Here is a 26550-nt window from a genome sequence, read left to right as displayed (position 1 = left end):
TTTAGCGCATACACAAAATTTATTGACAAATGTCTGAGAATGATAACCTGCAAGAAGCAGATGGAAAAAAAGAAACAGTCACAGAGGACAACACTACTACAAAAGAAACAACCTTAAACGTTGAAGAAACCTCTAAAGACCTAGCTCCAACAAAGAAAGTTAACCCATCAGAACCCGAGCATAAACCCAGTGCTACCAAAACTTCAGAAATTAATGAGGATAAAGAACCTACCGATAAAGAAGAACCATCAGATGATAAACATGTAGATGAAATTGAGGCTTCAAATGCTGAAGATGCTGAAGATGAGTCTAATGCTGAAAGACATGATGTTGAGGAAAAGGATTATCATGCGATGTCAATGGACCAACTAGTAAATGAACTTAACCGTTTATTGAAACATCACAAAATTCAAACAATTTCCAAGCATGTCAATCAAATAAAATCTGAATTTAATGCTAAGTTCGAGGAATTGCTTGATGAAAAGAAAGAAGAGTTCATCAATGATGGTGGGAATGAAATAGATTTCTATTATACGAATGACACCAAAAAACTTTTTAATCAGCTCTATAAAGAATACAGGCAAAATATTAAAAGCTATTACCGAGAAAGAGAACAAACACTTAAGCAAAATCTAGAAAACCGCCTGGCGATAATTGAAGAGATTAAAGGTTTGCTCAATGTGGAAGAAAATATAAACACAACTTATAAGCACTTTAAGGAGCTACAAGAAAAGTGGCGTAATTCTGGACCGATTCCTAGAGACAAATACAATAACGCTTGGAACACTTATCACCATCATGTAGAACGGTTTTATGATTTCTTGCATCTTAACAATGACCTGCGCGATTTGGACTTTAAGCATAATTATGAACAAAAGCTTAAAATTATTGAACGTGCCGAAGAATTAGCTGCAGATGACAACATTAACCGTGCTTTTAGAGAACTTCAAGTTTTGCATAAAATGTGGAAAGAAGAGCTCGGCCCCGTGGCCAAAGAGCACAGGGAAGAAATTTGGGAGCGTTTTAGCAATGCCACTAAAAGCATTCATGACAAACGTCAAGCTTACTACAAGGATCTTGACAAAGCTTATGAGAAAAACCTTGAAAAGAAAGAAGAAATTATAGCCCAAATACAAACTATAGCAGAGGACAAAATTAATTCTCACGGTGCTTGGCAGAAAAAAATAAAGGAAATAGAAGCGTTGCGTGAGGCTTTTTTCAATGCTGGCAAGGTACCGCTTAAAGTAAATGAAGCAACATGGGCTAAATTCAAGGACGCTGTAAGGAGTTTCAATCGCGGTAAAAATCAGTTTTATAAAAATTTAAAGAAAAGTCAATATGAAAACCTTCAGAAAAAGAAGGAGCTCATAGATATAGCGGAAGCCAACAAGGATAGTGATGATTTTGAAGTGGTGACACCCTTAATGAAAAAAATACAAAACGATTGGAAAAAGATTGGCCATGTACCACGACGGGATAGTGATAAAATCTGGAAACAATTTAAGAAAGCCTGTAATCACTATTTCGATAGAATACACGCCAAAAAGAAGGAAGAGCACCAACATCTATATGACGCTTTTGACAAAAAAGTAAAACTTCTAGAAGAATTGAAATCCTTAAAACTGGAAGACGATGTTAAATCAAATATTAAAATTTTAAGAGATAAAATAGCGGAATGGAAGTCCATTGGTCATGTACCACAGAACAAAAGGTACATTGATGGTAAGTTTTATAAAGCTATCGATGAAACATTCGATACCCTAAAAATGGATAAATCCAAACTTGAGATGGTGAAGTTTGAAAGTAAGTTAGAAAATCTTGCTACTGATGATAATGATACCAGAAAATTAGATAATGAACAAAATTTCATTCGTAAGAAGATTAGTGAAATAAAGTCTGAAATCAACCAATTAGAAAACAACTTGCAATTCTTTTCCAATGTTGAGTCTGATAATCCATTGGTTAAAGATGTACATAAGAATATAGCTAACCACAAAAAAGAGTTAGACACTTGGAAAGTCAAGTTATCTAAGGTTCGTGATATGTACTAACCAAAATAGACCTAATACAAAACCCATCCGATTTTTAAAACAGATGGGTTTTGCCCTAACTAAACTAAATTAACCTTAATTACAACCGCTTCGCATAACTAAGATTTCCAACTAAGATTATAAAAACGTTATAGCCTTTATAATTTATTTACGGACTTAAAATAGGCTTTGGATGTTTTAAACAGGAATTTTTGAAACATTTAACAGGGTTGTGTCAATATCCATTAAAAATTGAACATAAATCTAGGGATACTACAGAGACTTAGCTTCCTCCCAAAGTATATCCATTTCAGAAAGGGTCATGTCCTGTAAAGACTTGTTTAATAGTTTAGCCTTATTTTCAAGATATTGAAACCTTTTAATGAATTTTTTATTAGTGCGCTCTAAAGCATTTTCGGGATTAACCTTTAAATAACGTGCATAATTAATAAGAGAAAAAAGCACATCACCAAACTCATTTTCAATAGCATCTTGGTTACCACGGGTTAGCTCCTCCTTAAGTTCAGAAAGCTCCTCCTCTACTTTTTCAAAAACCTGCTCGGGCTCTTCCCAATCAAATCCTACACCAGCTACCTTATCTTGTATACGATTCGCCTTTACCATTGCGGGCAGACTTTTTGGGACTCCTTCTAATACACTTTTTTTACCTTCTTTTAGCTTTAATTGTTCCCAATTTCGTTTTACATCCTCTTCATTGTCTACTTTCACATCCCCATAAATATGTGGATGCCGCTCAACTAACTTGTCACATATGGAGTTGCAAACATCAGCGATGTCAAAATTATTACTTTCACTACCTATTTTTGAATAGAATACAATATGCAGCAATACGTCACCCAATTCCCTTTTTACTTCATCTAAATCCTTATCTAAAATAGCATCCCCGAGTTCGTAAACTTCTTCAATAGTGAGATGGCGCAAGGACTCCATAGTTTGTTTTTTATCCCAAGGACATTGCTCCCGCAACTCATCCATAATAATTAACAAGCGCTCAAAGGCCTTTAATTGGGTAGACTTATCCGTCATGCTTATTCTTCTTCAGAGATATCGGCCTCTTCCTCGGTGTCAAAAGTATGGAGAAGATCGTTCTTTTGAAGTAAGTTATACCATTGTACCACCTTTTTTATATCCGATGGGTATACACGGTCTTCATCATAATCTGGCAGGACATTAAAAAAGTACTCCTCTAAAACGTCTTTCCCATCTTTATGACTAATTGAGGTAAGTTGTCCGCCCTCCTTGTCTTTTATTGTTTTAAGAACATCTCGTAGTGGTACCTCTTCGGTTAAGGTATAAATGGCTATCTCACTTAACACGCTAATATTACTATGTGCACCCACAGTAAGGCGTTTTTTATCAATCAAAGACTCTACAACGGCACCTGTTCTTGTTTGAGTCACTATTTTGTATAATCCAGGTTTACCTGAAATGGAAAGTATTTTGTCTAAACCCATAGCTATTTTTTTAGCGCTTTCTGCTCATAATAGGAAAGCGCATTTTATAATCAATTTTTATTTTTCCTTTAGAGATATTGGTCAATTTCCCTTTGATAATTCGTTTTTTAAAAGAAGAAAGCCTGTCTGTGAATAAAATACCTTCAATATGATCGTATTCATGTTGGATGACTCTTGCTATTAATCCATCAAACTCTTCTACGTGGGTAACAAAGTTTTCATCTTGGTATTGCACTTTAATGATTGGCTTTCTGAAAACATCTTCCCTAACATCTGGAATACTCAAACAACCTTCATTAAATGCCCATTCATCGCCATGCTCTTCCAAAATCTTCGCATTGATAAAGGTTCTCTTAAATTTCTTAAGTTCTTCCTGTTCCTCCTCGGTAAAACTGTCGTCTTCCGCAAAAGGCGATGTGTCTACCAAAAATAAACGAATGGGCAAACCTACTTGTGGAGCAGCAAGACCAACACCAAAAGCACCATACATGGTTTCATACATGTTATCAACAAGCTCTTTCAAATTGGGATAATCCTTATCTATTTCTTTGGCCTTTCTCTTTAAAACGGCGTCACCATAGGCTACGATAGGTAAAATCATAATACGTTTATTTACACAGGCAAAAGTACAATACTTATTTAAGATTTTGAAGTCAAATAACTTTGTAAAATAAGAGTAGCGCTAATTTCGTCTACCAAGGCTTTATTTTGTCGTTGTTTTTTCTTTAACCCACTATCTATCATGGTTTGAAAAGCCATTTTTGATGTAAAGCGTTCATCTACCCTTTGAACGGGAATATTTGGGATTGCCTTAGCAAGCTGAACTAAAAATTGTTGAATATGAACTTCACTTTCGGAAGCTGAATTATTCATTTGCTTAGGAAGACCAACCACAAATAAATCCACCTTTTCAAATGAAACATATTTCTTGAGATAAGACAACAAGTGCTTGGTTTCAACGGTAGTTAAACCGGATGCAATAATCTGAAGCTCATCTGTTACTGCCAAGCCGCAGCGCTTAGTCCCATAATCTATAGCCAAAATTCTTCCCATAATGACAAATGTACGATACATTCAATAAAAAACGCTGGGGAATACAAGATGTACTTGAATCTAACCCAACTACAGTTTTAATTTTAGTTTCCTAATTAAAATTAATGACACATCTACTTTTTCGATTGATTACAGCTAAAATAACTCACAAAAATTTCAAAAATTGTTTTCTTGTTGCCTTCACTAGGGCTTATCTTTGAAAAAAATCAAGTTCTCTTTTATGAAACAATTACAAGCAGTTATAGAAAATGCATGGGATGACCGTTCTCTATTATCAAACCCGGTTACTATTGATGCCATACGAAGCGTTATTGATTTAATTGACGATGGTACGTTAAGAGTTGCTGAGCCTACGGACAATGGTTGGCAGGTTAATGAGTGGGTTAAGAAAGCTGTGGTCCTATATTTCCCAATCCAAAAAATGCAGACTTATGAGGTAGGTATTTTTGAATATCATGATAAAATTCCACTTAAGCGTGGCTATGCTGATAAGGGTATAAGGGTTGTACCTCACGCTGTTGCACGTCATGGCGCCTATATATCTAAGGGTGTTATTATGATGCCTAGCTATGTTAATATTGGTGCTTATGTTGACGAAGGCACCATGGTGGATACTTGGGCAACAGTTGGGAGTTGCGCCCAAATTGGCAAGAATGTGCACCTCTCTGGCGGTGTAGGTATCGGTGGTGTATTAGAACCTTTACAGGCAGCTCCTGTAATCATTGAGGATGGTGCTTTTATTGGCAGCCGCTGTATCGTTGTTGAGGGCGTTCGTGTAGAAAAAGAAGCCGTTTTAGGCGCTAATGTCGTTCTTACCATGAGTACCAAAATTATTGATGTTACTGGTGATACTCCTGTTGAAACCAAAGGTGTTGTTCCAGCACGGTCTGTCGTGATACCCGGAAGTTATACCAAGACATTCAAAGCTGGAGAATTTCAAGTGCCATGTGCCTTGATTATAGGAAAACGTAAAGAAAGTACAGATAAGAAAACTTCTTTAAACGATGCTTTGCGCGAATATGATGTTGCCGTGTAAATGAAGGTGCTTATTATACAACAAAAGATGATAGGTGATGTTTTGGCCACGAGCGTTTTGTTTGAAGCTATCAAGCAGAAACATCCTAAGGCTAAATTACATTACGTGCTAAATTCACATACCTATCCTGTTGTTGAACGTAATCCGTTTATAGACAAATTTCATTTTTTTACCCCAGAACACGAAAAAAGTAAATGGAAGCTCTACCAGTTTTCAAAAGAATTACGAAAAGAAAGCTTTGATGTCGTTATTGATGTATATTCTAAAATATCGAGCAACATCATAAGTTTGCTATCTCATGCAAAAACCAAAATATCTATTGATAAAGGTCATAATGCTCTAATCTATACGCATAGATTCAAACACAAAGCCAAGGCATTGACCAATGCGGGATTAGCCATTGAAAACAGATTGCAGTTGCTACAACCTTTAGGCATTGACAGCTCTGTCCTTGTAAGGCCGAAGATATATTTGACCGAAAATGAAAGAAAAGCATCTCGTGATTATTTAGTCAAAAACGGGGTAAATCTAAATAAACCTTTGTTTATGATTGGGGTTTTAGGTAGTAGCCTTATTAAAACCTATCCATTTGACTATATGGCAAAGGTCATTGACACCATAATTAAAATAAACCCAGAAAGTCAAATTCTCTTTAATTATATTCCGAAGCAAGAAACAGAGGCCAAGACCATTTTAGAGCATTGTTCTACTGAAACCCAAAAGCATGTTTATTTTAAGGTTTTTGGGAATAGTCTGCGTGATTTTTTAGCTATTACTTCGCATTGCACTGCTTTAATCGGTAATGAAGGAGGAGCAATAAATATGGCAAAGGCTTTGTTTGTTCCGACATTTACAATTTTCTCACCCTGGATTAAAAAAGAGGCCTGGAATATGTTTGATGATGGCGAAAAACATGTCTCGGTTCACCTTAAAGACTATGATACAGAATCCTATTTAAACATTGATCATCCCAAGGTATTAAAATCTAGAGTCTCAGAATTATATCAAATGTTTAAGCCCTCATTTTTTGAAAAGGATTTAAAGGCATTTTTAAAAAGACTTAGTTAACCTTTTTTATTCCAAAATCTGTCCACTTTATGTTTTCTTTTTTCACCTTGGCTCTAATAGCCAGGTTACGATCTAAAGACTCTTGCGTTTTATAGCCTCGAGCATGGTCTAAATGCAAACAGATGGCCTTATATCTAATTTGTTTGGTCTTTATACCGTTATTAATAAGACGCTCGCCTAACTCTCTATCAGGACCGCCATACTGCATGCGCTCATCATAACCGTTTATGGCTATCAAATCTGCCTTCCACGCTGAAGAATTACAATTATTAAATGTAGCTCCAGTTGGTGTAACTACATCTAAAAACTTAGCCAAACCATCTTTTACGGATAATTTTAATTGGTTTTTACTTCCTAGTTCACCTTTAGACTTCAACCATTTTACATCAAAACAATTGTGGGACCTAATATCGTCTTCTGAAATTGTTTTACTTAAATCCATATTAAGTTTACAATAACCACCCGATAAAAAATAGCCTTTTTCGGCATGCTTGGCATGGGTTTCTACAAAATCTTTTCTTGGGATGCAATCTCCATCTGTAAACAGAATGTATTCATTGCTGGCTTTTACAATAGCCTCGTTAAGAATTTTTTGGCGCCTGTAACCTTTATCTTCATGCCATAAATGCGTGATGTTCACAGGGTAATCTTTTTTGAAGCCATCGATTAATGCCTTTGTTTCATGTGTGGAGCCGTCATCTGCAATGATAATATCAAAGTCCTTATAGGTTTGAACGCTATAACCGTATAAAACTTTCTCTAACCAGTCCGTTTTATTATAGGTTGCGATAATAACGGTTATTTGAGGTAATGCCATACTAGTCTTTGTTTATACCAAATTTGGTATATGTTGTTTTATGTTTCTTTGTCGCCTTTCGTATTTCCAAATTACGACGCTCCGCACTTTCATTTTTGTACGGTCTTTTATGGTGCAAATGTACGCAAATCGTACTATATCGCACCTGCAGAAACCTAATGCCATTGTTCATCATTCGTTCACCAACTTCCCTATCCTCACCTCCATATTGCATACGTTCATCAAAGCCATTGACAGCTAAAATATCAGATTTCCAGCAGGAGGCATTCATTCCATCAAATGTAGCCTTGGTTGGTGTGAACATATTTAAAACCCTTGATTTTAATTTTGACCTAGTCAACTTATTTAGCTTAAAACTCTTAGGTTGTCCGTGCGCTATTAACCAATTTTTATCAAAACATTCTTGACTATCTATGATTGCTTTATTTACCAGAAAGGAAATAGCTTCCGTCAGTTTAAAGTAACCCCCAGATAAGGCATTATTCTTACGCCTACGCCTTAAATGGTTTTCTACGAAGTCATTTCTCGCGATGCAATCCCCATCGGTAAATATCAAGTAATCAGTTCCCGATAAACCTATGGCTTTATTGAGTATTTTCGTTTTTTGAAATCCTTCATCTTTTTGCCAAATGTACTTAACCAACAAGTCTTTAGACTTCTTAAAATTATCTACGACCTCTTTTGTACGTTCATCTGACCCATCGTCTGCAATAATAATTTCAAACGCTTTATTGGTTTGGGTCGAATAACTATGCAACACAAGATCTAACCATTCCGGCTGGTTGTATGTACTGATAATTACAGATGCTTTTAAAGTGGAATGCATAAAGACAAAAATAGTATTTTTACCGTATTAGAATTGAATGATGCTGAAACTATCCGGTGTAATAATTACATATAACGAAGAACGAAACATTGCTGAATGTTTGGCTTCCTTAATTAATGTGGTGGACGAAATTATTGTAGTAGACTCCTACTCTACCGATGGTACAAAAGCTATATGCCAACGATTCGATGCTACATTCATAGAACAAAAGTTTTTAGGCTATATAGAGCAAAAAAACTTTGCCCTATCCCAAGCTAGTTATAACCATATCGTATCCTTAGATGGCGATGAAGCGCTTTCCAATACACTTCAACAATCCATACTTGATTTAAAGAAAAATTGGAGCTACGACGGATACTATTGCAACCGTTTAAATAACTTTTGTGGTCAATGGATCAAGCATTCTGATTGGTACCCTAATAAAAAACTTCGCGTTTTTGACAGAAGAAAAGGCCATTGGCAAGGGCTTAATCCGCATGATTACGTGGCTCTTAATGAAGCAAATACAAAAATTGGTCATTTAAAAGGCGATATACTGCACAAAACCTATCAAAGTTATTCTGAATTCAACAAAAAGACAGAGTATTTTTCTACGATTGCGGCACAAGCGTATTTCGATAATGGAAAAAAAGCATCAGTTTGGAAAATCATCTGGAACCCAACATGGGCATTTTTTAAGTCTTATATCCTAAGACTTGGTTTTTTAGATGGATTTAATGGCTTAGTCATCTGCGTCCAAACGGCCAATATTACTTTTTTAAAGTATATTAAATTACGAGAGTTGTACCGTCAGTCTTAAGATTTTTTCGCCCTCCAAAAAAAATACTTTTTTTTAAAAGCCTCACGTTTGGCAAAACTAGTCATAAACTGATGTGAGTAGAAATACATCTTTTCCTTAATCTCTGCTTCGGATTTTAAGGGATATAACTTGGAGTACTCGTTACTCATAATATCTAGCATGTGATCTCTTGGTGATAAACGTGCAAAGTTCTTCATGCGCTCATTGAAGTCTAAAATTTTAAACTCCATACGATTTAAATCTACCAGAAAGAATTCAAAATCGTCATCATTAACTCGAATTAGCGTATTACCAGGCGAATGGTCTAAAAAATGTATGCCTTTTTCATGCAGCTGAAATGTAAAGCGCGTAAATTCCCTCATGATACTTTCATAATCTGGCAAGTTTCTATTAAGAAGTAAATCGTGAAAGGTTAAATCGTATTGTATTTGTTTGCTGATATAATAGCTCCTTTTAAAGGTAGTGCCAGAAGTATACTCTACATAAGCCACAGGTTGTGGGGTTTTTATGTCTAGCTCACTTAATTTATAGGCGTACTCGAAGGAGCGTTGCGCTTTACTTTTTCTAAAAAAGCGATAAGCAACTTGATTAATGATATTTGGAATTTTAAATGACTTAATATTGAGCTGTTCCCCATTAACTTCCAAAACCTTAATGACATTTCTGTTGCCATCACCAATTAATTTACCTTCGTTTGCAAATCGCTCTAGTATATGCAGCACATCCTCTTTGGCTAATTTAGAGTCTGTATTAATAACTATATTCGCACGCATTTTGAAAAAGTATTTAACGCGGATAAAAGTAGGGCAATTTATCTAGTTTTAATATTTTTACCCAACGGTTTTTCATTTCCGTTTGAGCGCAACGCATGTACAAACACTTTTTAATCACGAGATTTAACCTAAGAAAATCAGACTGGGTAACCAACAAAAACAATGTTGCCGTGTTAACAGATGATTGGCACCGTAACCGATTTCAGTTATTTAATGAGTTCTGTGTGCCAAGTGTAGCATCGCAAACCAATACAAACTTTGAGTGGCTGGTCTTCTTTGATAGCTCTACCAAAGATGAGTTTAGAGCTATTATTAAAGTTATTGAAAAGCAAATCCCAAATCTAAAACCATTCTTTATTGATGGTATGGATGCTTTTTTACCCGCTATTAAAGAGTATATCAGTAATTGTGAAACAGATTATATTATTACCTCTAGAATGGATAATGACGACTGTTTAAGTCGTAACTTCATTGCAAGTGTCCAACAAAAATTCAAAAACCAGGATTTTATGGCGGTAGACTTTATAAATGGTTTTACATTACAGATTCACCCTAAGGTAAGACTAGGGAAAAAACTCCATCAGTACAATCCTTTTCTGTCTTTAATTGAGCGTAATGACAACCCTAATACGATATGGAGCATACCCCATAATCATTGGAAAAAAGAAACAAGTATTCTCCAAATAAAAGACGAATATGTGTGGTGCTCCATTATACATCAAGAAAACAAAGTCAATGAATTTACTGGTTTTGGACAGGTAGACCTAACAACTTTTCTCGATAATTTTCAAATTTCTGAAGCGCAAGTAAGTTTTGTAAATACAAATTTAGAAGTACGCAGTCAATGGAAACTATTAAGTTTCTCTAATTACATCTCATCATATTGGAGCTTTCACTTTAAAAATATTAAAAAAGCACTAGGCTTTTATAAATAAAAATATGACGATTCTTCATCTTTCGAGCAATATTAAATTTGGTGGCAGCGAACAGCAGCTCATCTATTTAGTTGAGGCAACGGAAAAAAAAGGGATCGAAAATTATATATTTTGTTTTGATACGTCTATTCTTCTCGAATATAAAGAAAAAATACGAGGAGAAATTATTGCAGTTCCAAAACGGAAAGCCTACAATCCCTCTTTATTAAAGGCTCTAAAGGAAACTGTGATTGAAAAAAATATAGATATCATACATATCCATAATGGTAAATTTGTTCTTACCTATATGCTCGCCGATTTATTATATAATTTACCGTGTCAATGTATTTTTTCTAAAAAAGACATGAGTACTAGCTCTAGTATGCTCAGTAAAGTTAAATACAACTACAAAGGCATAGCTAAGGTCACCTGCGTCACAGAAGCGATTAAGGAGCGTTTTAAGGACTTATTATATTCAAAAAACCATCATAAACTCATGGTTTTAAGGGATGGTTTAAATCCTACTGAATTACAAGTTCATAAAGAAGTTGATATTTACGAATCCTTTAATATTAGAAAAAACTGCATTATAATTGGGAACGTTGCTAACCACGTTAATGCCAAAGACTTGACTACTTTTGTAAACACTATAGATTATTTAGTAAATACTTTAAACATACAAAACATACATGCCTTACAAATAGGTAGGTTTACAGATTTTACTTCTACATTACAGGGACAAGTTAAAGCGAATAACTTAGAAAAGTTTATAACGTTTACAGGTTTTATCAAAGATGGTTACAAATACACCTCTCAATTTGACGTATTTTTAATGAGTTCTCAAAGTGAAGGGTTGCCATTGAGTATTTTAGAATCATTTTATTATAAGGTACCTGTAGTGTCCACTAATGTTGGTGGTATTCCTGAAGCAATTACACATAATGAAACCGGTTTGCTGTCCGAAGCTAAAGATTTTAAAAATTTAGCGATGAACATTAAACGATTAATGGATGACGACACGCTTAGGTCTAAAATTACGCAAAAGGCCTATGACCTGCTTTTAGAAAATTTTACGTCTGAAGTGATGGCAGACAAAACCATCAAATTATATAAAAGTCTAAATCCAAAAAACCAATAAATCCTCATGGCGGAAACTATTGAAATATCTATTGTGAGTCCAGTTTATAAAGCTGAAAACATTGTTGATGATTTGGTTTTAAGACTTAAGGAGACATTAAAAATACTCAACGTTGTTTATGAAATAATTTTGGTTGATGATAGAAGTCCCGATGGCTCCTGGGAAAAAATGAAGCAACTATCAAAAACCAATCCAGAGGTTAAAAGTATTAGGTTGAGTCGAAATTTCGGACAACATCCGGCAATTATGGCTGGCTTATCTCAAGCAAAAGGCAATTGGATTGTTGTAATGGATTGCGATTTACAAGACCAACCCAAAGAAATCATAAAACTTTATAATAAAGCACAGGAAGGTTTCGATGTTGTTCTTGCAAAACGAACTAAAAGAAAAGATTCGTTTTTAAAAAAGTATACGTCGAAACTTTTTTACATATTTTTCAATTATTTTTCCGGAATTTCTATAGACAACGAAATTGCCAATTTTGGAGTGTACCATAAAAAAGTGATTAAAAACGTCCTTCAAATTGGTGATAAAATTTCATTTTTTCCGCTGTTCGTTAATTGGGTGGGCTACAAACAAACGGCCATCCATGTAGAACATGCTGAGAGAATTGAAGGTAAATCCTCCTACTCCTATTTAACATTGTTTAAACTGGCATTTAATACCATAATATCCTTTTCCGACAGGCCTTTACGTCTCTTTTTAAACTTTGGAATTCTTGTGTCTACGCTTTCATTTCTAGCGGCTATCTATGTTTTTTTTCAAGCTATTTTCAATAAAATTGAAGTCATGGGCTACGCCTCCATATTTATAGGCATTTGCTTTTTTTCAGGTATTATTATTACCATATTAGGAATAACAGGTATTTATTTAGGAAAAGTATTCAATCAGGTAAAAAACAGACCACTTTATATCGTAGATGAGTTACACGACTAAAATATTAAAGTGGGAAAGTGATTTTTTTAATAAAAAGATTGGTGAAATCCACATCGAGGGACTTTTAAAATCACCGATTGCACTTGATAGCGATTACAACTTTGAATTAATTGTAGTAAAACAAGACAAAAAAACAGAGGTAACTATATTAGGTTATACTCAGCGCTATACAGAAGAAAAAATCGTATTTTCAAAACGTATAGAATACTCTGAATCACCTCTCTTATCAAAAGCAATTTTAGATACGGATGACCTACCCATAAAACCCGATTTATTATTTAATTTAGCTTATGAAAGCGGAAAATATAGTCGATTTAAATGTGACGCCTTTTTTAAGGATTCTGAATTTGAACGACTTTACCAGGCTTGGGTTATAAATAGTGTTAACAAGACCTTTGGACACAAGGTATTTTATATAGTCGACAAACAGATGCCCATAGCTTTTGCGACACTAAATTTAAATGATTCTATAGGACAAATCGGTTTAATTGCGGTAGATGAGCAGTATCAGGGTCAAGGCTTAGGGAAACAACTCCTAACGCACATTGAAATGTATTGTGCGTCTCAACATATTCCGACGCTAAATATACCAACCCAAGGACAAAATAAAAATGCAGTAGGCTTTTATAAAAAGCTAGGCTACAACATTATACAACGAGAAATCATTCAACACTTTTGGTTAAAACAAAATTATGATTCCATTTAATAAACCGTTTCTAACTGGAAAAGAAACACAATATATAGAAGATGCCGTAGCAAGTGGTAAACTCTCTGGCAATGGTATTTTCACAAAAAAATGTCATGCTTTTTTTGAATCTAAATTTGGTTTTAAAAAATGTTTACTCACAACGTCTTGTACAGACGCCCTGGAGATGTGCGCTATTTTAGCGAATATTTCAACTGACGATGAAGTAATTATTCCCAGCTATACCTTCGTATCATCTGCCGTCGCCTTTGTAAGACAAGGTGCAAAAATTATATTTGCCGATTCTTATAAGAATAATCCTAACATTGACCCTCAACAGATAGAACAACTCATTACGCCAAAAACAAAAGCGATAGTTATTGTTCATTATGCTGGTATTGCGTGCGATATGGACGCTATTATGGCTATTTCAAAAAAACACAACCTCATTGTTATTGAAGATGCTGCACAGGCCATTGACTCTTACTACAAAGGCAAACCCTTAGGTAGTTTTGGACATTTAGCCGCTTTTTCATTTCACGAAACCAAAAATATCATTTCTGGAGAAGGTGGAATGCTATGTATCAATGATGAAAAACTATTACTGAGATCAGAAATTATTTGGGAAAAAGGTACTAACCGCGCTCAATTCTTTAGGGGCGAAGTCAATAAATATGGATGGATGGATATTGGCTCTTCCTTCCTACCTTCTGAGGTCATTGCGGCCTTTCTTTGGGCACAACTAGAAAATTTAGACGCTATACAAACCAAGCGTAAAGCCATCTGGAATATGTACTACAACACATTAGATAGTTCTAATCTAGAACGTATTAAATTGCCTGTAGTTCCCAATTACGCCTCGCAAAACGGACACTTATTTTATATCGTTTGTAAAAGTATAGAACACAGAAGCCACCTAATTGCATATTTAAAAGGTGAAGGTGTCCATGCTGTTTTTCATTACTTATCATTACATGATAGCCCTTACTATGCTGAAAAACATGACGGAAGAGCTTTGAAAAATTCCGATATGTTTTCAAACAGACTTTTAAGACTTCCTCTATTTTACAACTTGCAACTCACCGAAGCTGAAAACATTGCCAATTTAATTATCAACTATGAGCAAAACAATTAAGCTAAATTATTTATCCATCTTTCTGGGTATTGCTTTAGTTACATCCGCTGTAGTTTTTTTAGTATTTCCTTTTGTTTCGTATGATTCAGGCTATTATTTAAGTATGATGCGAGAAATGCATGCTGGCCAATTGTACTTTAAAGAAATCGCCTCCCCCTATAATCCGATGGCAATTGTTTTAATGGGTTTGTCCTTTTTTTTTAGTACAACTTATAGTTTTGAAATTTCACTTTTCATAAATCTATCGGCCATTGCGTCAAGCAGTTTTGTGCTATATCATATCATGGGGCTTATTAATAAAAATAAAGCCTTGAATCTTTTCTTAAGTTTATCATTTATTGCATTGTGCTTTATATACGATGGTAACCATTTAGTCTTAGAGCCGTTTTCAGTGCTCTTTCAATTAATGGCACTTTATTTTTATCTGAAGTTCAAAACAACACATAACAAGGTTTTAATCTTTATTACGGGATTGTGCATTGCCTGTTCCTTCCTTTCTAAACAGTACGGTCTATTTATTCTTTTACCAGTTGGCCTTGATCTTTTATGGCAACAGAGAGGAAAACAACTTTTCAAAAGTATTTTGTTTTTAACACTAGGGGTTTTATTGCCAATTGCATTAATGTATATCTACTATGTATCTTTTGGAATTGAATTTATTGAGTTTTTAGAGTTTATTTTAGGTCAAGGGGTTAAACTAGATTCTGGCTCTGGTACAGGATTAAATGCTACCTTTAAATTCAGACATTTACTAAACGCTTTTTTATATATTCCCATAGTATTCTTACTCCCTATTCTCCTTTTTAAAACAAAAAAAAACAAAGATTTATTCTTTTATAGCTTATTGGTAATCTGCTCATTAAGTCCATTTTTATTTGGTGCTTACGATCACTATTACCAGTATATATTTGCATATATTCTATTGCTTTTGGTCCATGGCTTAACATATTCGAGCATTGAGGTTCCAAAAACTTTATTTTTGGTTGTCTTGATTTTAGGTGTTGTTAAGATTAGTTTTAAGCTGGTTTCTGAAATGAAGCATCAGATTGAAGACTCCAACATCCAGCAAAATAATAAACGTATTTTAAAGGATATAATACCCCAGAAATCTACTGTTTACCTTAGTGGTGTCTCTCCAGCTTTTTATTTCTTGGGGGACTATAAGTCGATTAATTTAAACCGAATTGGATTTTCTTTTCCGGGTTATTTTTATCCAAAAACAATAGTAAACAACCTAAAGTCGGGCTACTATTTAATTATTACTGACGCCTACCTCGATGATTATAAAAATTATTTTCAGTTGTTCGAAATTGAACACTATTCCTTGGTTGGAGAAGATAATACAACAATACCTATAATGGTATTGAAAAAAAGATAGAATCAGGGTGTTTTAATAAAAACCTAAGACTTTTAACAGAAACAACCCTAAGTCTTTTTAGATAGATCTATAAGCAATCTTTATCTTTGCATTTTATTTAGGATTACAGGAATAATGAATCATAAAATTGCCTTAAAACACAAAGTCTTTACACTTATTGCTGAAGCCGCAGAGGAATTAGATTTAAAATGCTATGTCATTGGTGGGTTTGTGCGTGATTACTTATTAGAACGTGGAGAAGCGAAAGATATTGACATTGTGGCAATTGGAAGTGGCATTGAGTTAGCACAAAAAGTTTCCAAAAACTTACCCAACCAACCCAAGGTTCAAGTTTTTAAGACCTACGGCACCGCAATGTTGCGTTATGAAGATATTGAAATTGAATTTGTTGGTGCGCGAAAAGAAAGTTACAACGAAAACAGTAGAAATCCTGTTGTGGAAGATGGTACACTTGAAGACGATCAAAATCGTCGTGATTTTACAATCAATGCACTAGCCCTAAGTCTTAACAAAGCAAGTTTTGGTGATTTATTAGACCCTTTTAACGGTATTGGGGACCTTGATAACGGCATCATTCGTACACCCTTGAATCCAGATATAACGTATTCTGACGACCCTTTACGAATGTTGCGCGCCATTCGTTTTGCAGCCCAATTAAAGTTTAAAATAGAAAAATCATCACTCGATGCCATTTCAACAAATAAAGACCGTATAAAAATTATTACCAAAGAACGCATTGTTGTTGAGCTCCATAAAATATTGGAAAGTGACAAACCCTCTATTGGTTTTAAATTACTTGAAAAAACCGGACTTTTAGATTTGATTCTACCAGAATTAACCGCACTTAAGGGTATTGACAAAATTGAAGGCCAACGGCATAAGGATAATTTTTACCACACCTTAGAAGTAGTTGATAATATTTCTGAACATACCGATAACCTCTGGCTGCGCTGGGCTGCCCTACTTCACGATATTGGAAAAGCACCAACAAAGAAATTCAATAAAAAGATTGGTTGGACCTTCCATGCGCACGAATTTGTGGGTTCAAAAATGGTTTATAAACTATTTAAACGGCTGCGCATGCCCTTAAATGAAAAAATGAAGTTTGTTCAGAAGATGGTATTGATGAGCTCTAGACCCATTGTTCTAGCTACTGATGTAACTGACGCTGCCGTGCGCCGTTTGATTTTTGATGCAGGTGATAATGTAGAAGACTTAATGACACTTTGTGAAGCAGATATCACCACTAAGAATCCTAAAAAGTTCAAAAAATACCATAACAATTTTAAGATTGTAAGGGATAAAATAGTTGAAGTCGAAGCACGTGACCACATTAGGAATTTTCAGCCGCCAGTTACAGGTGAAGAAATTATGGCAACCTTTGATTTAAAACCTTCACGCGAAATAGGGGTCATAAAAGAGGCCATAAAAGAAGCTATTTTAGAAGGCGAAATTCCTAACGAGCACGACGCTGCCTTTCAATTGATGTTAGAAAAAGGAAAGGAGTTAGGATTACAAACAGCAAATACTAAATGAAAAAAAGATTTCGAAAAACGGCAAAAGTAGCCTTGGTATTGGTGTATTTAGTTATAGCAGCCGGGGCTATTGTACGTATGACAGGCTCTGGAATGGGTTGTCCAGACTGGCCCAAGTGCTTTGGGTATTATATTCCACCAACTGATAAAGCAGATTTACAATTTAAGCCTAACCATTCCTATGAAAAAGGTGTTGTGATAATTGTCAACGAAGCATTGCAGGTCGCTAAAACAGATTTTATCTCGGCAGAAAACCTAAATCTGGAGAATTGGGAACCTTACACCGCGCACGACTATGCCATCTTTAATCCATTACATACCTGGGTAGAATATATAAATAGATTGCTAGGTGCCTTATCGGGATTGCCCATACTCCTATTCACTGTGATGTCTATTTGGCTGTGGAAAGACAGAAAACGCTTTGTAATTTTATCCTTACTGGTGGTCTTTGGAATGGGGTTCCAAGCATGGCTGGGAAAAACTGTTGTAGATTCTAATCTAGCACCATATAAGATTACCACCCACATGGTGATGGCTTTAGTCATTGTTGCCATCATTTTATATCTCATTTTTATATCCAAATCACATTTTAAGAATCAAAAGTTTCATGCATCCTTTAGGAATTTGCTAATGATCGCAACAGTATTAACCCTAGTTCAAATTATATTAGGAACCCAAGTGAGACAATTTGTCGATGTTCAAAATAAATTGAGCGGTTACCTTAACTGGGATTTCGCTGAATTAGCACCTCTGAATTTTTACGTACATCGGAGTTTATCTATTGTAGTACTCGCAATAAATGCTTGGCTATTTTGGCAGAACAGAAAATTACAACTTGGATATCGAAAAATAAATTTAGTTATGCTCTGTATAGGTCTTGAAATTGCAACTGGCATTGCAATGTATTACTTTAATTTTCCGTTTTCTAGCCAACCTATTCATTTACTTATTGCAACGATACTTATCGGAATTCAATTCTATATACTTTTAGAAAGTAGCAGAAGAGCAGAAACTACAGCTGTTTTTGAAACAACTTAAATTGTATCTTTGCCGAAGAATTAGAAAACATGATATTTAGATTTAGAGTCATATTAGATAATGATACAGAAGAGGATGTGTTCCGTGATTTAGAAATACGCGAATCGGACACTATGGAAGACCTACATAACATTATTACCCAGTCATTTGGTTTTGATGGTTTGGAAATGGCCTCGTTTTACATAAGTGATGATGAATGGAACCAAGGAGAAGAAATAGCGATGTTTGACATGAGTGAGGCCGATAATCCGGTAAAGGTTATGAGCAATACCATTATTAAGGATGTAGTTCATGAGGCTTCAACAAAACTAATCTACGTTTACGACTTCCTAAAAATGTGGACCTTTTATGTTGAGCTTGCAGAAATTGTTGAAGAAGCAGAAGGTACGGACTATCCCAATCTCATGTTCGTTCATGGACAAATCCCAGATAACGCACCTGAAAAATCTTTTGAAGCAGACGACTTAGATGACTATGATGAGTTTGAAGATGGTTTGGACATGGATGATTACGATGACTTAGAGTTTGATGAGAATTGGAATTAACAGCTTCAATTTTCTACATTTACCTGATTTTACTAGATTGATGTAACAAAAAAAAGACTAACTCGTCTTACCTATATAATCAATCTAAAACCAATCATCTTGGAGCCAATTCTTACAATCAATAACCTAACTAAAAAGTTTGGTTACCTAACCGCTGTTAAAGATTTAAGTTTTACTATCAACAAAGGCAATGTCTATGGCATCCTCGGACCAAATGGCAGTGGCAAGTCTACAACACTTGGTATTGTCTTAAACGTGGTCAATAAAACCTCTGGTGAATTTCATTGGTTTGATGGCAATACCACAACCCACAACGCCTTAAAGCAGGTTGGTGCAATAATTGAACGTCCCAACTTTTATCCTTACATGACGGCAGAGCAAAATTTAAAATTGGTCTGTAAAATAAAGGGTGTTGAGTACAAAAAGATTACCGAAAAATTAGAAATCGTAGGTCTTTTAGACCGTAAAGACAGTAAATTTAGAACCTATTCGCTCGGTATGAAACAGCGGTTAGCTATTGCCTCTGCCCTACTGAATGATCCAGAAATTCTAATTTTGGATGAACCTACCAACGGATTAGATCCTCAAGGTATTCATCAAATACGTCAAATTATAAAAGATATTGCTAATAATGGAACCACTATTTTATTGGCATCACATTTATTGGATGAGGTGGAAAAAGTATGCACGCACGTTGTGGTTTTGCGTAAAGGTGAAAAATTGTATTCAGGTCGTGTGGACGAGATGATAAGTAGCTATGGCTTTTTTGAGCTAAAGGCGGAAAAACACAACGACCTTCTTGAGGAATTAAAATCTAACCCCAATTTTGGAAAAGTGAAAGTTGAGGGTGACCTTATAACCGCCTTTTTAAATGAACCCATGTCATCACCAGAGTTTAATAAAATGATGTTTGATAAAAATATTATTTTATCCCATCTGGTCAAGCGTAAGGAAAGTTTGGAAGAACAGTTCTTACAATTAACTGACAATTTAGAAATCAATCAAAAAACAGTTTAATCCTATTTATGGGTTAGCACAACCAATCACGTTATGTTACGTCTTATTCAATTAGAACTACAGAAATTATGGCTTAATAAAGTTAGTCGCGCATTAATATTTGTATCCTTTATATTGCCATTTACTGTTTTGGTACTTTCTTCTATAAAAATTAATTTCTTTGGGTTTTTCACTCTAGAACTTGGGGAGCTTGGTATTTTTAACTTTCCCATTATTTGGCATATTACTACATTTTTTGCCTCCTATTTTAAGTTTTTCTTTGCTATTGTTGTAGTGAGTATGATCGGAAACGAATACAGCAATAAAACACTTAAACAAAATCTTATAGACGGCCTGAGTAAGAAAGAATTTATACTTTCTAAATTCTATACTATTGTCTTCTTTTCGCTTTGTGCTACCTTGTTAATTGGTTTGGCAACATTTTTTATTGGACTTTATTATTCCAGCTATACTGAAGCTGCAATAATTTTCAGGGAAGTGGAATTTTTATTGGCCTATTTTGTTAAGCTAGTGGGCTTCTTCAGTCTGTGTTTATTCTTTGGTATGTTAGTAAAGCGCTCTGCTTTTGCGTTAGCCTTTCTGGTAGTATTATATATTGTGGAATGGCTTATTTTTTGGGGTGCCTATGAAGTTTTTGGCAACTCTGATACTGCGTTTAAAGTAAAGAATTTTTTACCTCTTGAATCTATGTACAAACTTATCGATCAGCCTATTCAGCGCATTGTGATGACCAAGTTTCCTGAGAAAACAGAAATTGCTTACGACTATGCTGTTCACTGGTACGAAATCGTCATCGTTTTAGGTTGGTCCGCTCTTTTCATCTTTTTATCTTACCGATTATTAAAAAAGAGAGATTTATAATATCTTTGAAAGTAATTGCTATGTAAATTCTTACATCTCATACATAAATAGTATGTAGTCTTAAATGTGTAAGAACATAGCTCCTTTGGCTGCATATTAAAGATATTATGAAGAATACAGGACTTACCTTTCTACTTTTTATTTTCTCACTAATACTTCAAGGTCAAAACGAAGCTTCGTTTTGGTATTTTGGTCAAAATGCTGGTTTGCGTTTTGATTCCGAAACTGGAGCGGTAACGGCCATAACAGACGGTCAGCTGAACACACTTGAAGGATGCACCACCATCTCTGATGACAATGGAAATCTCCTATTCTACACTGATGGGCAAACGGTTTGGAGTAGAAATCATCAAATAATGCCTAATGGCAATTATTTTGGCAATACTGGTTTACTTGGCGACCCATCTAGTACCTCATCAGGACTAATTGTGCCTAAACCAAACACCCCTAACCAATATTATATTTTCACGGTAGATGAGCCACATCATGAAAATGCGGCTGTTTATCCAAATCAGTTCACTGGAAACTATAGTAGTGGAGGTGGAACTGTACCAGGAGCCGATGATGGCTTCAATAATGGTTTCAACTATTCACTTGTAGACATGACCCTAAATAATGGATTCGGTGACGTGGTCAATTCGGAAAAAAATGTGCCACTTGTTACTTATGACAGTAATGATGATCTTGAGATTAGATATAAATGTTCTGAAAAAATAACCGCCGTTAGAGCAGAGGATTGTTCCTCTTTTTGGGTTATAACGCATTTTGGAGATTCCTTTTATGCCTTTAAAATCGAGGAAACTGGAGTTAATCCAACGCCTGTAATTTCTACGGTTGGACCGTACATTCCCATTGAAGGCTACCGAAGAAATGCCCTAGGATACTTAAAAGCATCTCCAGACGCTTCAAAATTAATTGTTTCCCACTACGGCTTTGCTACGATAGCTGGAGGAGACGCTGGCGGCGGAGTTTATCTCTATGACTTTGATAATGAAACTGGTATAGTTTCAAATAATTTAGAATTATATAGTCCTCAGAATAATAATAGTCCCTATGGTGTTGAGTTTTCTGCTGAAACAAGAAAGGCCTATGCCACTATAGGTTTTGGGATTGGTGGTAATGGCACTAGCCAGGTCCTTCAATGGGATCTCGAAGCTACAGATATACCCAATTCTATACAAGTTATACATACATCTAATCAATTAAGTGCAGGTGCTTTACAACTGGGTATCGATAGAAAAATATACAGAGCTCAGGTTGATTTTGGTAATTTTAGTAGCTCAGGACGCTTCTTGGGTGTAATAAACAATCCTGAGGCCCAGGGCTTAGCCGTTAATTATGATGAACAAGGCATTTTGGTTGATATTAGCGGGTTTGGTCAAAATTTAAGTAGAATTGGCTTGCCGCCATTTATTCAATCGTTATTTAGTTCGCAGATAGACATAATACGAAACGGTGTTAGCACAACCGAACTAAGATTGTGTATAGGAGATAGCTATACCTTAATTGCGGATGATATTCCCGGTGCAGATTATATATGGTCACTTAATGGCAATCCCTTACCGGAAACTGGATTTGAATTATTTGTAGATACTCCAGGTTTTTACGAAGTTTTTATAGAACCGAACAATGGCGAATGCCCTATTGAAGGTAGTGCTGTCGTCGGTGTTTTTGACATCCCTTTGGCCAACTCCGTCTCAGATATTAGCGTTTGTGATGACCTAGGAAATGATGGTGTTTTTACATTTGACTTTAGGGATAAAGATTCCGAAGCACTATTATTACAAGACCCTGATCAATTTAATGTGAAATATTTTGAGAGTATAGAAGATGCCAATAACCTCGAAAATGAAATTGTCTTTCCTTATGAAAATATAACGAATCCACAAACGGTCTTCGTTAGGGTTGATAATGTAGATAACCCCAATTGTTTTGATATCACTAGTTTCCAAATTGAAGTTTTCGACACACCCAACATTGAACAATTAGAACCCATTGAATTTTGCGACAACACTGCTGATATTACAGACGGTATTGCTGAAATAGATCTTGGCCTGATTATCCCTGCAATTAGAGGCTCACAACTCGAAAGTGAAACTACCGTGACATTTCACGCAAGCCAAGACGATGCTGATAATAAGCTCTCGCCCCTACCACTAATTTATTTTAATACTACACCGTTTAATGAAACTATTTTCGTGAGAATTGAAAATATCTCAAATACTAGTTGTTATAGTACTGATAGCTTATCCCTTACGATTAACCCTGCACCAATCGCTAATGATGTCACTATCGTTCAATGCGATGAAGACGGCATTCCAGAGGGGTTTACATTGTTTAATCTAAACGATGCCATACCAGATATCACATCTAATGCTAATGACGTGTCCGTGACCTTTTATTTAAGTCAAAACGATGCAGAAAATAATATTGGTGGATTTAATACGGAGAGCTTTAGCAATTTCTTTAACCCACAAACCCTTGTCGTTAAGGTTACCAATGACTTGACCAACTGCTTCAATTTTAGTGAACTTACTCTCGAGGTGAGCACGACTTCTACAAATAATGCAAGTCTCGAGACTTGTGATGATGACAGTAATGAAGATGGTTTTGCCTCTTTTAATTTAACAAATGCGAGTGCTACTGTATTAGCAGGTGTTCCAGGAAACCTAGATGTAATGTACTACGAAACCTATGAGGATGCCTTATTAGAGAATAACCCTCTTGGACCAACCTTCACCAATACCATTCCCTATAATCAAACAATCTATTCTAGGGTTGAAAACAATAACGCTTGCTTTGGCATTAGCGAGGTAGCTTTAACTGTATTTAAATTACCAAATGTTGAAACAGAGTCGGAAACCTTTTATTGCCTCAACTTTTTTCCTGAACCCACTGTTTTAGATGGTGGCATCATAGATGATTTGCCTAATAATTATCTGTATCAATGGTCAACTGGTGAAACCACTTCTGAAATTGAGGTGAACGAAGTTGGCACGTACACCGTTAGAGTCAGCAATACTAACGGCTGCTTTAAAGAAAGAACTATAACAGTTCTGCCTTCTAATATCGCAACAATTACAGACATAGCTATTGTAGATGCTAATAATAATAATTCCATTTCCATTTATGTGACAGGAGAAGGTAATTATGAATATGCCTTAGATGATATTAATGGCCCTTATCAAGATAGTAATACGTTTGAAAATGTCAGGCCAGGACTCTACACCGTTTACGTGCGTGATAAAAATAATTGTGGACTATCTGAAGATTTGGTTTCCGTAATTGGTTTTCCGAAGTTTTTCACACCTAATAATGACAGTAATAACGACTATTGGCAAGTTATAGGAATAACATCACAAATACAGCCAAACTCGCGCATTCTTATATTTGATAGGCATGGTAAATTATTAAAGGAACTCAACCCCCTTAGCTCCGGCTGGGACGGAACCTACAATGGGGCTAAAATGCCAAGCAGTGATTATTGGTTTAAAGTCACGCTTCAAGATGGTAGAACCTTTACGAGTCATTTCACACTAAAACGGTAACCTTAAAGCCATTTATATTTCACAAACTTAAAGCAGTGAAAAAAATATTTTACATATGTTGCTTTCTTTTGTTTGGCTCGCACATAGCGTTGTCTGCACAGGCCATAACCCTGTTTGAACAATTTAATGGTCAATATGATTACTTAGCCATTGGCAATACCTTAAATCCAGCTGAAAACAACGGCAGCAATTTTTGCGCCCTGTTGGAAAGTTCTACTGCGGAATTGAATCTCAATCCTGACAATGCCTTAGTCAAAGCCTATTTGTATTGGGCTGGTTCAGGACCAGGTGATGCCTCCGTATCCCTAAATGGTAATACTGTAACGGCAGATGACTCTTACACGGTCACCTACAATTCGCCAACGTTTGGCGATATGCTCTATTTTTCCTCGTATGCAGACATTACGGAAATCATAAATACTAATGGTAACGGTCTCTATGAGTTTTCCGATTTAGATATTAACACTGTTTTACTAACCGACATTGGCTACTGTGCCAATAGAACAAATTTTGGAGGTTGGAGTATTTATATTATTTATGAAGATGCCTCACTCCCCTTAAACCAAATAAGCTTGTTTCAAGGGCTTGAAATTATTAATCGAAACGTACAAAACCTTGACATTACTTTATCTAATATTAATGTTTTGGATAACAACAATGCAAAAATTGGTTTTCTTGCTTGGGAAGGTGACAACGCACTCAACTTTGGGGAATCGCTATCCATCAATAATAACATCATTTCAAATCCTCCGCTAAATTTTGCCGATAATGCCTTTAATGGGACCAACACATTTACAAATTCAAATGTCTTCTATAATGCTGATTTAGATGTATACAACATCGAAAATAACATCAATATAGGCGATAATTCGGCCTCAATTCGCCTAACAACTGGTGGATTGGATGAAAATGGTGTCTTTCAAGCAGATTTAATTATTATAAACAACATCATTACAGTTCTCAACAGCAGACTACCAGATGCTACTATCTCTATAGATAGCACAACGGTTTTTTGTGGTGGAGATAACGTTGAACTCGACTATACCGTATTTAACCTCAACAGTACGGAAACACTTCCTGCAAATACACCTATTGCATTTTACGTAGGTGATACATTGGTTGGCCAAAGCCATACCTTAAACCCAATAGATATTGGATCAAGCGAGACCAACAGTATCAGCCTAACAATTCCTGAAGAACTCGGGCCTAATGTAACCGTAGTGGCTAGTGTTGATGATACAGGAGCTATGGTTGGTATTGTGGACGAAACAAATGAAGATAATAATTTGAATGCCGCGGACATCGAACTTTTGGTAATTCCTGATGTCATAATACTTCCCGGTTTAATTGGCTGTAATGAGGGTTTTGGAATTTCAACCTATAATCTATATGACGCACTCATCGATAGTGATCTGTCAGAAGAAAACATTTCATTTTTTCAGTCGCTAGAAGATCTTGAGACTGAAACAAATGCCATTTTGAATATTGAAAACTATGTTAATTCTGAAGTACCGCAGACCATCTACATTAGAAGGGAAAGTGCACCATGCTATGCAATTTTTCAATTTGAGCTACTTTTTGATAATTGCCCACCTACAATACCTCAAGGGTTTTCACCGAATGATGATAACACAAATGATTGGTTCAATATCAGAGGCTTATATGATATTTTTATTGAACACCGATTAAGAATTTACAATCGTTACGGTACTTTGGTATTTGAAGGCAATAACAATAAAGCTTGGTACGGAGAAATCAATCGTGGGGTTACCGGTGTGGGAAATATTGTTCCCGTAGGAACTTATTATTACATATTGGAACTCAATGATTCAGACTATCGACCAATGGTAGGTTGGGTGTACGTAAATTACTAGAAATGTTAAGGTTTTTATCTATTCAACTGATTTATTTGTCAATTTCTAAGGCTTCTCATAACTTCAAAC

The 26550-nt window shown here is 35.4% G+C and carries 24 protein-coding genes; 17 read left to right on the top strand and 7 right to left on the bottom strand.

Annotation, left to right across the window (positions count from 1 at the left end; translation table 11 throughout):
• The first annotated feature begins 29 nt into the window (after nucleotides 1-29).
• Entirely contained in the window at nucleotides 30-2051 is a 2022-nt protein-coding gene (locus CA834_RS05375) for a DUF349 domain-containing protein (protein WP_094967640.1), read from the top strand.
• A 252-nt stretch (nucleotides 2052-2303) separates the two neighbouring features.
• Here CA834_RS05375 and mazG read toward each other — a convergent pair whose 3' ends face one another.
• Genes mazG through ruvX form a run of 4 tightly spaced genes read right to left on the bottom strand, consistent with a single transcriptional unit; the run spans nucleotide 2304 to nucleotide 4558 of the window.
• Nucleotides 2304-3077, bottom strand: a complete 774-nt coding sequence (gene mazG / locus CA834_RS05370; protein WP_094967639.1) for a nucleoside triphosphate pyrophosphohydrolase — start codon at nucleotides 3075-3077, stop codon at nucleotides 2304-2306.
• A 2-nt stretch (nucleotides 3078-3079) separates the two neighbouring features.
• Entirely contained in the window at nucleotides 3080-3505 is a 426-nt protein-coding gene (locus CA834_RS05365; RefSeq protein WP_094967638.1) for a DUF5606 family protein, read from the bottom strand.
• Nucleotides 3506-3515: 10 nt separating this feature from the next.
• Nucleotides 3516-4106 (bottom strand): peptide deformylase, encoded by a 591-nt coding sequence (gene def, locus CA834_RS05360; RefSeq protein ID WP_094967637.1) that lies wholly within the window; start codon nucleotides 4104-4106, stop codon nucleotides 3516-3518.
• Nucleotides 4107-4144: 38 nt separating this feature from the next.
• Entirely contained in the window at nucleotides 4145-4558 is a 414-nt protein-coding gene (gene ruvX, locus CA834_RS05355; RefSeq protein WP_094967636.1) for a Holliday junction resolvase RuvX, read from the bottom strand.
• Between the two features lie 220 nt (nucleotides 4559-4778).
• Between ruvX and CA834_RS05350 the strand changes: the two genes are divergently transcribed.
• Both CA834_RS05350 and CA834_RS05345 read left to right on the top strand, forming a co-directional pair.
• The gene (locus CA834_RS05350; RefSeq protein ID WP_094967635.1) at nucleotides 4779-5594 is read left to right on the top strand and encodes a 2,3,4,5-tetrahydropyridine-2,6-dicarboxylate N-succinyltransferase; all 816 of its coding nucleotides are present in this window, start codon (nucleotides 4779-4781) and stop codon (nucleotides 5592-5594) included.
• Nucleotides 5595-6662, top strand: a complete 1068-nt coding sequence (locus CA834_RS05345; RefSeq protein WP_094967634.1) for a glycosyltransferase family 9 protein — start codon at nucleotides 5595-5597, stop codon at nucleotides 6660-6662. It abuts the gene before it with no gap.
• Here the strand turns inward: CA834_RS05345 and CA834_RS05340 are convergent.
• Both CA834_RS05340 and CA834_RS05335 read right to left on the bottom strand, forming a co-directional pair.
• Nucleotides 6655-7479: a glycosyltransferase family 2 protein gene (locus CA834_RS05340; RefSeq protein ID WP_094967633.1), complete on the bottom strand. Its 825-nt coding sequence runs from the start codon at nucleotides 7477-7479 to the stop codon at nucleotides 6655-6657. The two genes, CA834_RS05345 and CA834_RS05340, sit on opposite strands and share 8 nt — an antisense overlap.
• Nucleotide 7480: 1 nt before the next feature.
• Entirely contained in the window at nucleotides 7481-8305 is an 825-nt protein-coding gene (locus CA834_RS05335) for a glycosyltransferase family 2 protein (protein ID WP_094967632.1), read from the bottom strand.
• Nucleotides 8306-8342: 37 nt separating this feature from the next.
• Between CA834_RS05335 and CA834_RS05330 the strand changes: the two genes are divergently transcribed.
• Nucleotides 8343-9104: a glycosyltransferase family 2 protein gene (locus CA834_RS05330; RefSeq protein ID WP_240507484.1), complete on the top strand. Its 762-nt coding sequence runs from the start codon at nucleotides 8343-8345 to the stop codon at nucleotides 9102-9104.
• Here CA834_RS05330 and CA834_RS05325 read toward each other — a convergent pair.
• A complete protein-coding gene (locus tag CA834_RS05325; protein ID WP_094967630.1) occupies nucleotides 9101-9877 on the bottom strand; it encodes a lipopolysaccharide kinase InaA family protein in 777 nt (258 codons plus the stop codon). The two genes, CA834_RS05330 and CA834_RS05325, sit on opposite strands and share 4 nt — an antisense overlap.
• 95 nt (nucleotides 9878-9972) lie before the next feature.
• Here CA834_RS05325 and CA834_RS05320 point away from each other — a divergent pair, with 95 nt between their 5' ends.
• The 13 genes from CA834_RS05320 (at nucleotide 9973) to CA834_RS05260 (ending at nucleotide 26481) form a co-directional block, all read left to right on the top strand.
• Nucleotides 9973-10812: a glycosyltransferase gene (locus CA834_RS05320; RefSeq protein WP_094967629.1), complete on the top strand. Its 840-nt coding sequence runs from the start codon at nucleotides 9973-9975 to the stop codon at nucleotides 10810-10812.
• Between the two features lie 4 nt (nucleotides 10813-10816).
• Entirely contained in the window at nucleotides 10817-11929 is a 1113-nt protein-coding gene (locus CA834_RS05315) for a glycosyltransferase family 4 protein (protein WP_094967628.1), read from the top strand.
• 6 nt (nucleotides 11930-11935) lie between these two features.
• Entirely contained in the window at nucleotides 11936-12865 is a 930-nt protein-coding gene (locus CA834_RS05310) for a glycosyltransferase family 2 protein (protein ID WP_094967627.1), read from the top strand.
• Nucleotides 12849-13571 (top strand): GNAT family N-acetyltransferase, encoded by a 723-nt coding sequence (locus tag CA834_RS05305; protein ID WP_094967626.1) that lies wholly within the window; start codon nucleotides 12849-12851, stop codon nucleotides 13569-13571. The genes CA834_RS05310 and CA834_RS05305 overlap by 17 nt, the downstream gene beginning before the upstream one ends.
• Complete coding sequence (rffA, locus tag CA834_RS05300) at nucleotides 13558-14685, top strand: dTDP-4-amino-4,6-dideoxygalactose transaminase (RefSeq protein ID WP_094967625.1); 1128 nt, start codon at nucleotides 13558-13560, stop codon at nucleotides 14683-14685. Before CA834_RS05305 ends, rffA begins: the two co-directional genes overlap by 14 nt.
• Entirely contained in the window at nucleotides 14669-16063 is a 1395-nt protein-coding gene (locus tag CA834_RS05295; RefSeq protein ID WP_094967624.1) for an ArnT family glycosyltransferase, read from the top strand. The genes rffA and CA834_RS05295 overlap by 17 nt, the downstream gene beginning before the upstream one ends.
• Before the next feature lie 114 nt (nucleotides 16064-16177).
• The gene (locus CA834_RS05290) at nucleotides 16178-17599 is read left to right on the top strand and encodes a CCA tRNA nucleotidyltransferase (protein ID WP_094967623.1); all 1422 of its coding nucleotides are present in this window, start codon (nucleotides 16178-16180) and stop codon (nucleotides 17597-17599) included.
• Nucleotides 17596-18636, top strand: coding sequence for a COX15/CtaA family protein (locus CA834_RS05285; protein ID WP_094967622.1), 1041 nt, complete (start codon nucleotides 17596-17598; stop codon nucleotides 18634-18636). Before CA834_RS05290 ends, CA834_RS05285 begins: the two co-directional genes overlap by 4 nt.
• Before the next feature lie 29 nt (nucleotides 18637-18665).
• Nucleotides 18666-19181, top strand: a complete 516-nt coding sequence (locus CA834_RS05280; RefSeq protein WP_094967621.1) for an IS1096 element passenger TnpR family protein — start codon at nucleotides 18666-18668, stop codon at nucleotides 19179-19181.
• A gap of 99 nt (nucleotides 19182-19280) precedes the next feature.
• The gene (locus CA834_RS05275) at nucleotides 19281-20198 is read left to right on the top strand and encodes an ABC transporter ATP-binding protein (protein WP_094967620.1); all 918 of its coding nucleotides are present in this window, start codon (nucleotides 19281-19283) and stop codon (nucleotides 20196-20198) included.
• A 33-nt stretch (nucleotides 20199-20231) separates the two neighbouring features.
• Complete coding sequence (locus CA834_RS05270; RefSeq protein ID WP_094967619.1) at nucleotides 20232-21059, top strand: ABC transporter permease; 828 nt, start codon at nucleotides 20232-20234, stop codon at nucleotides 21057-21059.
• A gap of 107 nt (nucleotides 21060-21166) precedes the next feature.
• Nucleotides 21167-24607: a T9SS type B sorting domain-containing protein gene (locus CA834_RS05265; protein WP_094967618.1), complete on the top strand. Its 3441-nt coding sequence runs from the start codon at nucleotides 21167-21169 to the stop codon at nucleotides 24605-24607.
• Nucleotides 24608-24642: 35 nt separating this feature from the next.
• Nucleotides 24643-26481 (top strand): T9SS type B sorting domain-containing protein, encoded by a 1839-nt coding sequence (locus CA834_RS05260; RefSeq protein ID WP_240507482.1) that lies wholly within the window; start codon nucleotides 24643-24645, stop codon nucleotides 26479-26481.
• Nucleotides 26482-26550: the final 69 nt, after the last annotated feature.

It is taken from the genome of Winogradskyella aurantia (genome assembly GCF_002266855.1).
In the GTDB taxonomy this organism is placed as follows: domain Bacteria; phylum Bacteroidota; class Bacteroidia; order Flavobacteriales; family Flavobacteriaceae; genus Winogradskyella; species Winogradskyella aurantia.
This window is presented reverse-complemented; position numbering and strand designations above follow the sequence as displayed.

Bases quoted from the DNA above. Each gene is read 5' to 3' on its own strand.
- CA834_RS05295 (WP_094967624.1), top strand. From the start codon at position 14,669: ATGAGCAAAACAATTAAGCTAAATTATTTATCCATCTTTCTGGGTATT.
- CA834_RS05350 (WP_094967635.1), top strand. From the start codon at position 4,779: ATGAAACAATTACAAGCAGTTATAGAAAATGCATGGGATGACCGTTCT.
- CA834_RS05305 (WP_094967626.1), top strand. From the start codon at position 12,849: ATGAGTTACACGACTAAAATATTAAAGTGGGAAAGTGATTTTTTTAAT.
- CA834_RS05265 (WP_094967618.1), top strand. From the start codon at position 21,167: ATGAAGAATACAGGACTTACCTTTCTACTTTTTATTTTCTCACTAATA.
- CA834_RS05320 (WP_094967629.1), top strand. From the start codon at position 9,973: ATGTACAAACACTTTTTAATCACGAGATTTAACCTAAGAAAATCAGAC.
- mazG (WP_094967639.1), bottom strand. From the start codon at position 3,077: ATGACGGATAAGTCTACCCAATTAAAGGCCTTTGAGCGCTTGTTAATT.
- CA834_RS05375 (WP_094967640.1), top strand. From the start codon at position 30: ATGTCTGAGAATGATAACCTGCAAGAAGCAGATGGAAAAAAAGAAACA.
- CA834_RS05330 (WP_240507484.1), top strand. From the start codon at position 8,343: ATGATGCTGAAACTATCCGGTGTAATAATTACATATAACGAAGAACGA.
- ruvX (WP_094967636.1), bottom strand. From the start codon at position 4,558: ATGGGAAGAATTTTGGCTATAGATTATGGGACTAAGCGCTGCGGCTTG.
- CA834_RS05285 (WP_094967622.1), top strand. From the start codon at position 17,596: ATGAAAAAAAGATTTCGAAAAACGGCAAAAGTAGCCTTGGTATTGGTG.
- CA834_RS05345 (WP_094967634.1), top strand. From the start codon at position 5,595: ATGAAGGTGCTTATTATACAACAAAAGATGATAGGTGATGTTTTGGCC.
- CA834_RS05335 (WP_094967632.1), bottom strand. From the start codon at position 8,305: ATGCATTCCACTTTAAAAGCATCTGTAATTATCAGTACATACAACCAG.
- CA834_RS05270 (WP_094967619.1), top strand. From the start codon at position 20,232: ATGTTACGTCTTATTCAATTAGAACTACAGAAATTATGGCTTAATAAA.
- CA834_RS05310 (WP_094967627.1), top strand. From the start codon at position 11,936: ATGGCGGAAACTATTGAAATATCTATTGTGAGTCCAGTTTATAAAGCT.
- CA834_RS05290 (WP_094967623.1), top strand. From the start codon at position 16,178: ATGAATCATAAAATTGCCTTAAAACACAAAGTCTTTACACTTATTGCT.
- CA834_RS05340 (WP_094967633.1), bottom strand. From the start codon at position 7,479: ATGGCATTACCTCAAATAACCGTTATTATCGCAACCTATAATAAAACG.
- CA834_RS05315 (WP_094967628.1), top strand. From the start codon at position 10,817: ATGACGATTCTTCATCTTTCGAGCAATATTAAATTTGGTGGCAGCGAA.
- def (WP_094967637.1), bottom strand. From the start codon at position 4,106: ATGATTTTACCTATCGTAGCCTATGGTGACGCCGTTTTAAAGAGAAAG.
- CA834_RS05280 (WP_094967621.1), top strand. From the start codon at position 18,666: ATGATATTTAGATTTAGAGTCATATTAGATAATGATACAGAAGAGGAT.
- CA834_RS05365 (WP_094967638.1), bottom strand. From the start codon at position 3,505: ATGGGTTTAGACAAAATACTTTCCATTTCAGGTAAACCTGGATTATAC.
- rffA (WP_094967625.1), top strand. From the start codon at position 13,558: ATGATTCCATTTAATAAACCGTTTCTAACTGGAAAAGAAACACAATAT.
- CA834_RS05325 (WP_094967630.1), bottom strand. From the start codon at position 9,877: ATGCGTGCGAATATAGTTATTAATACAGACTCTAAATTAGCCAAAGAG.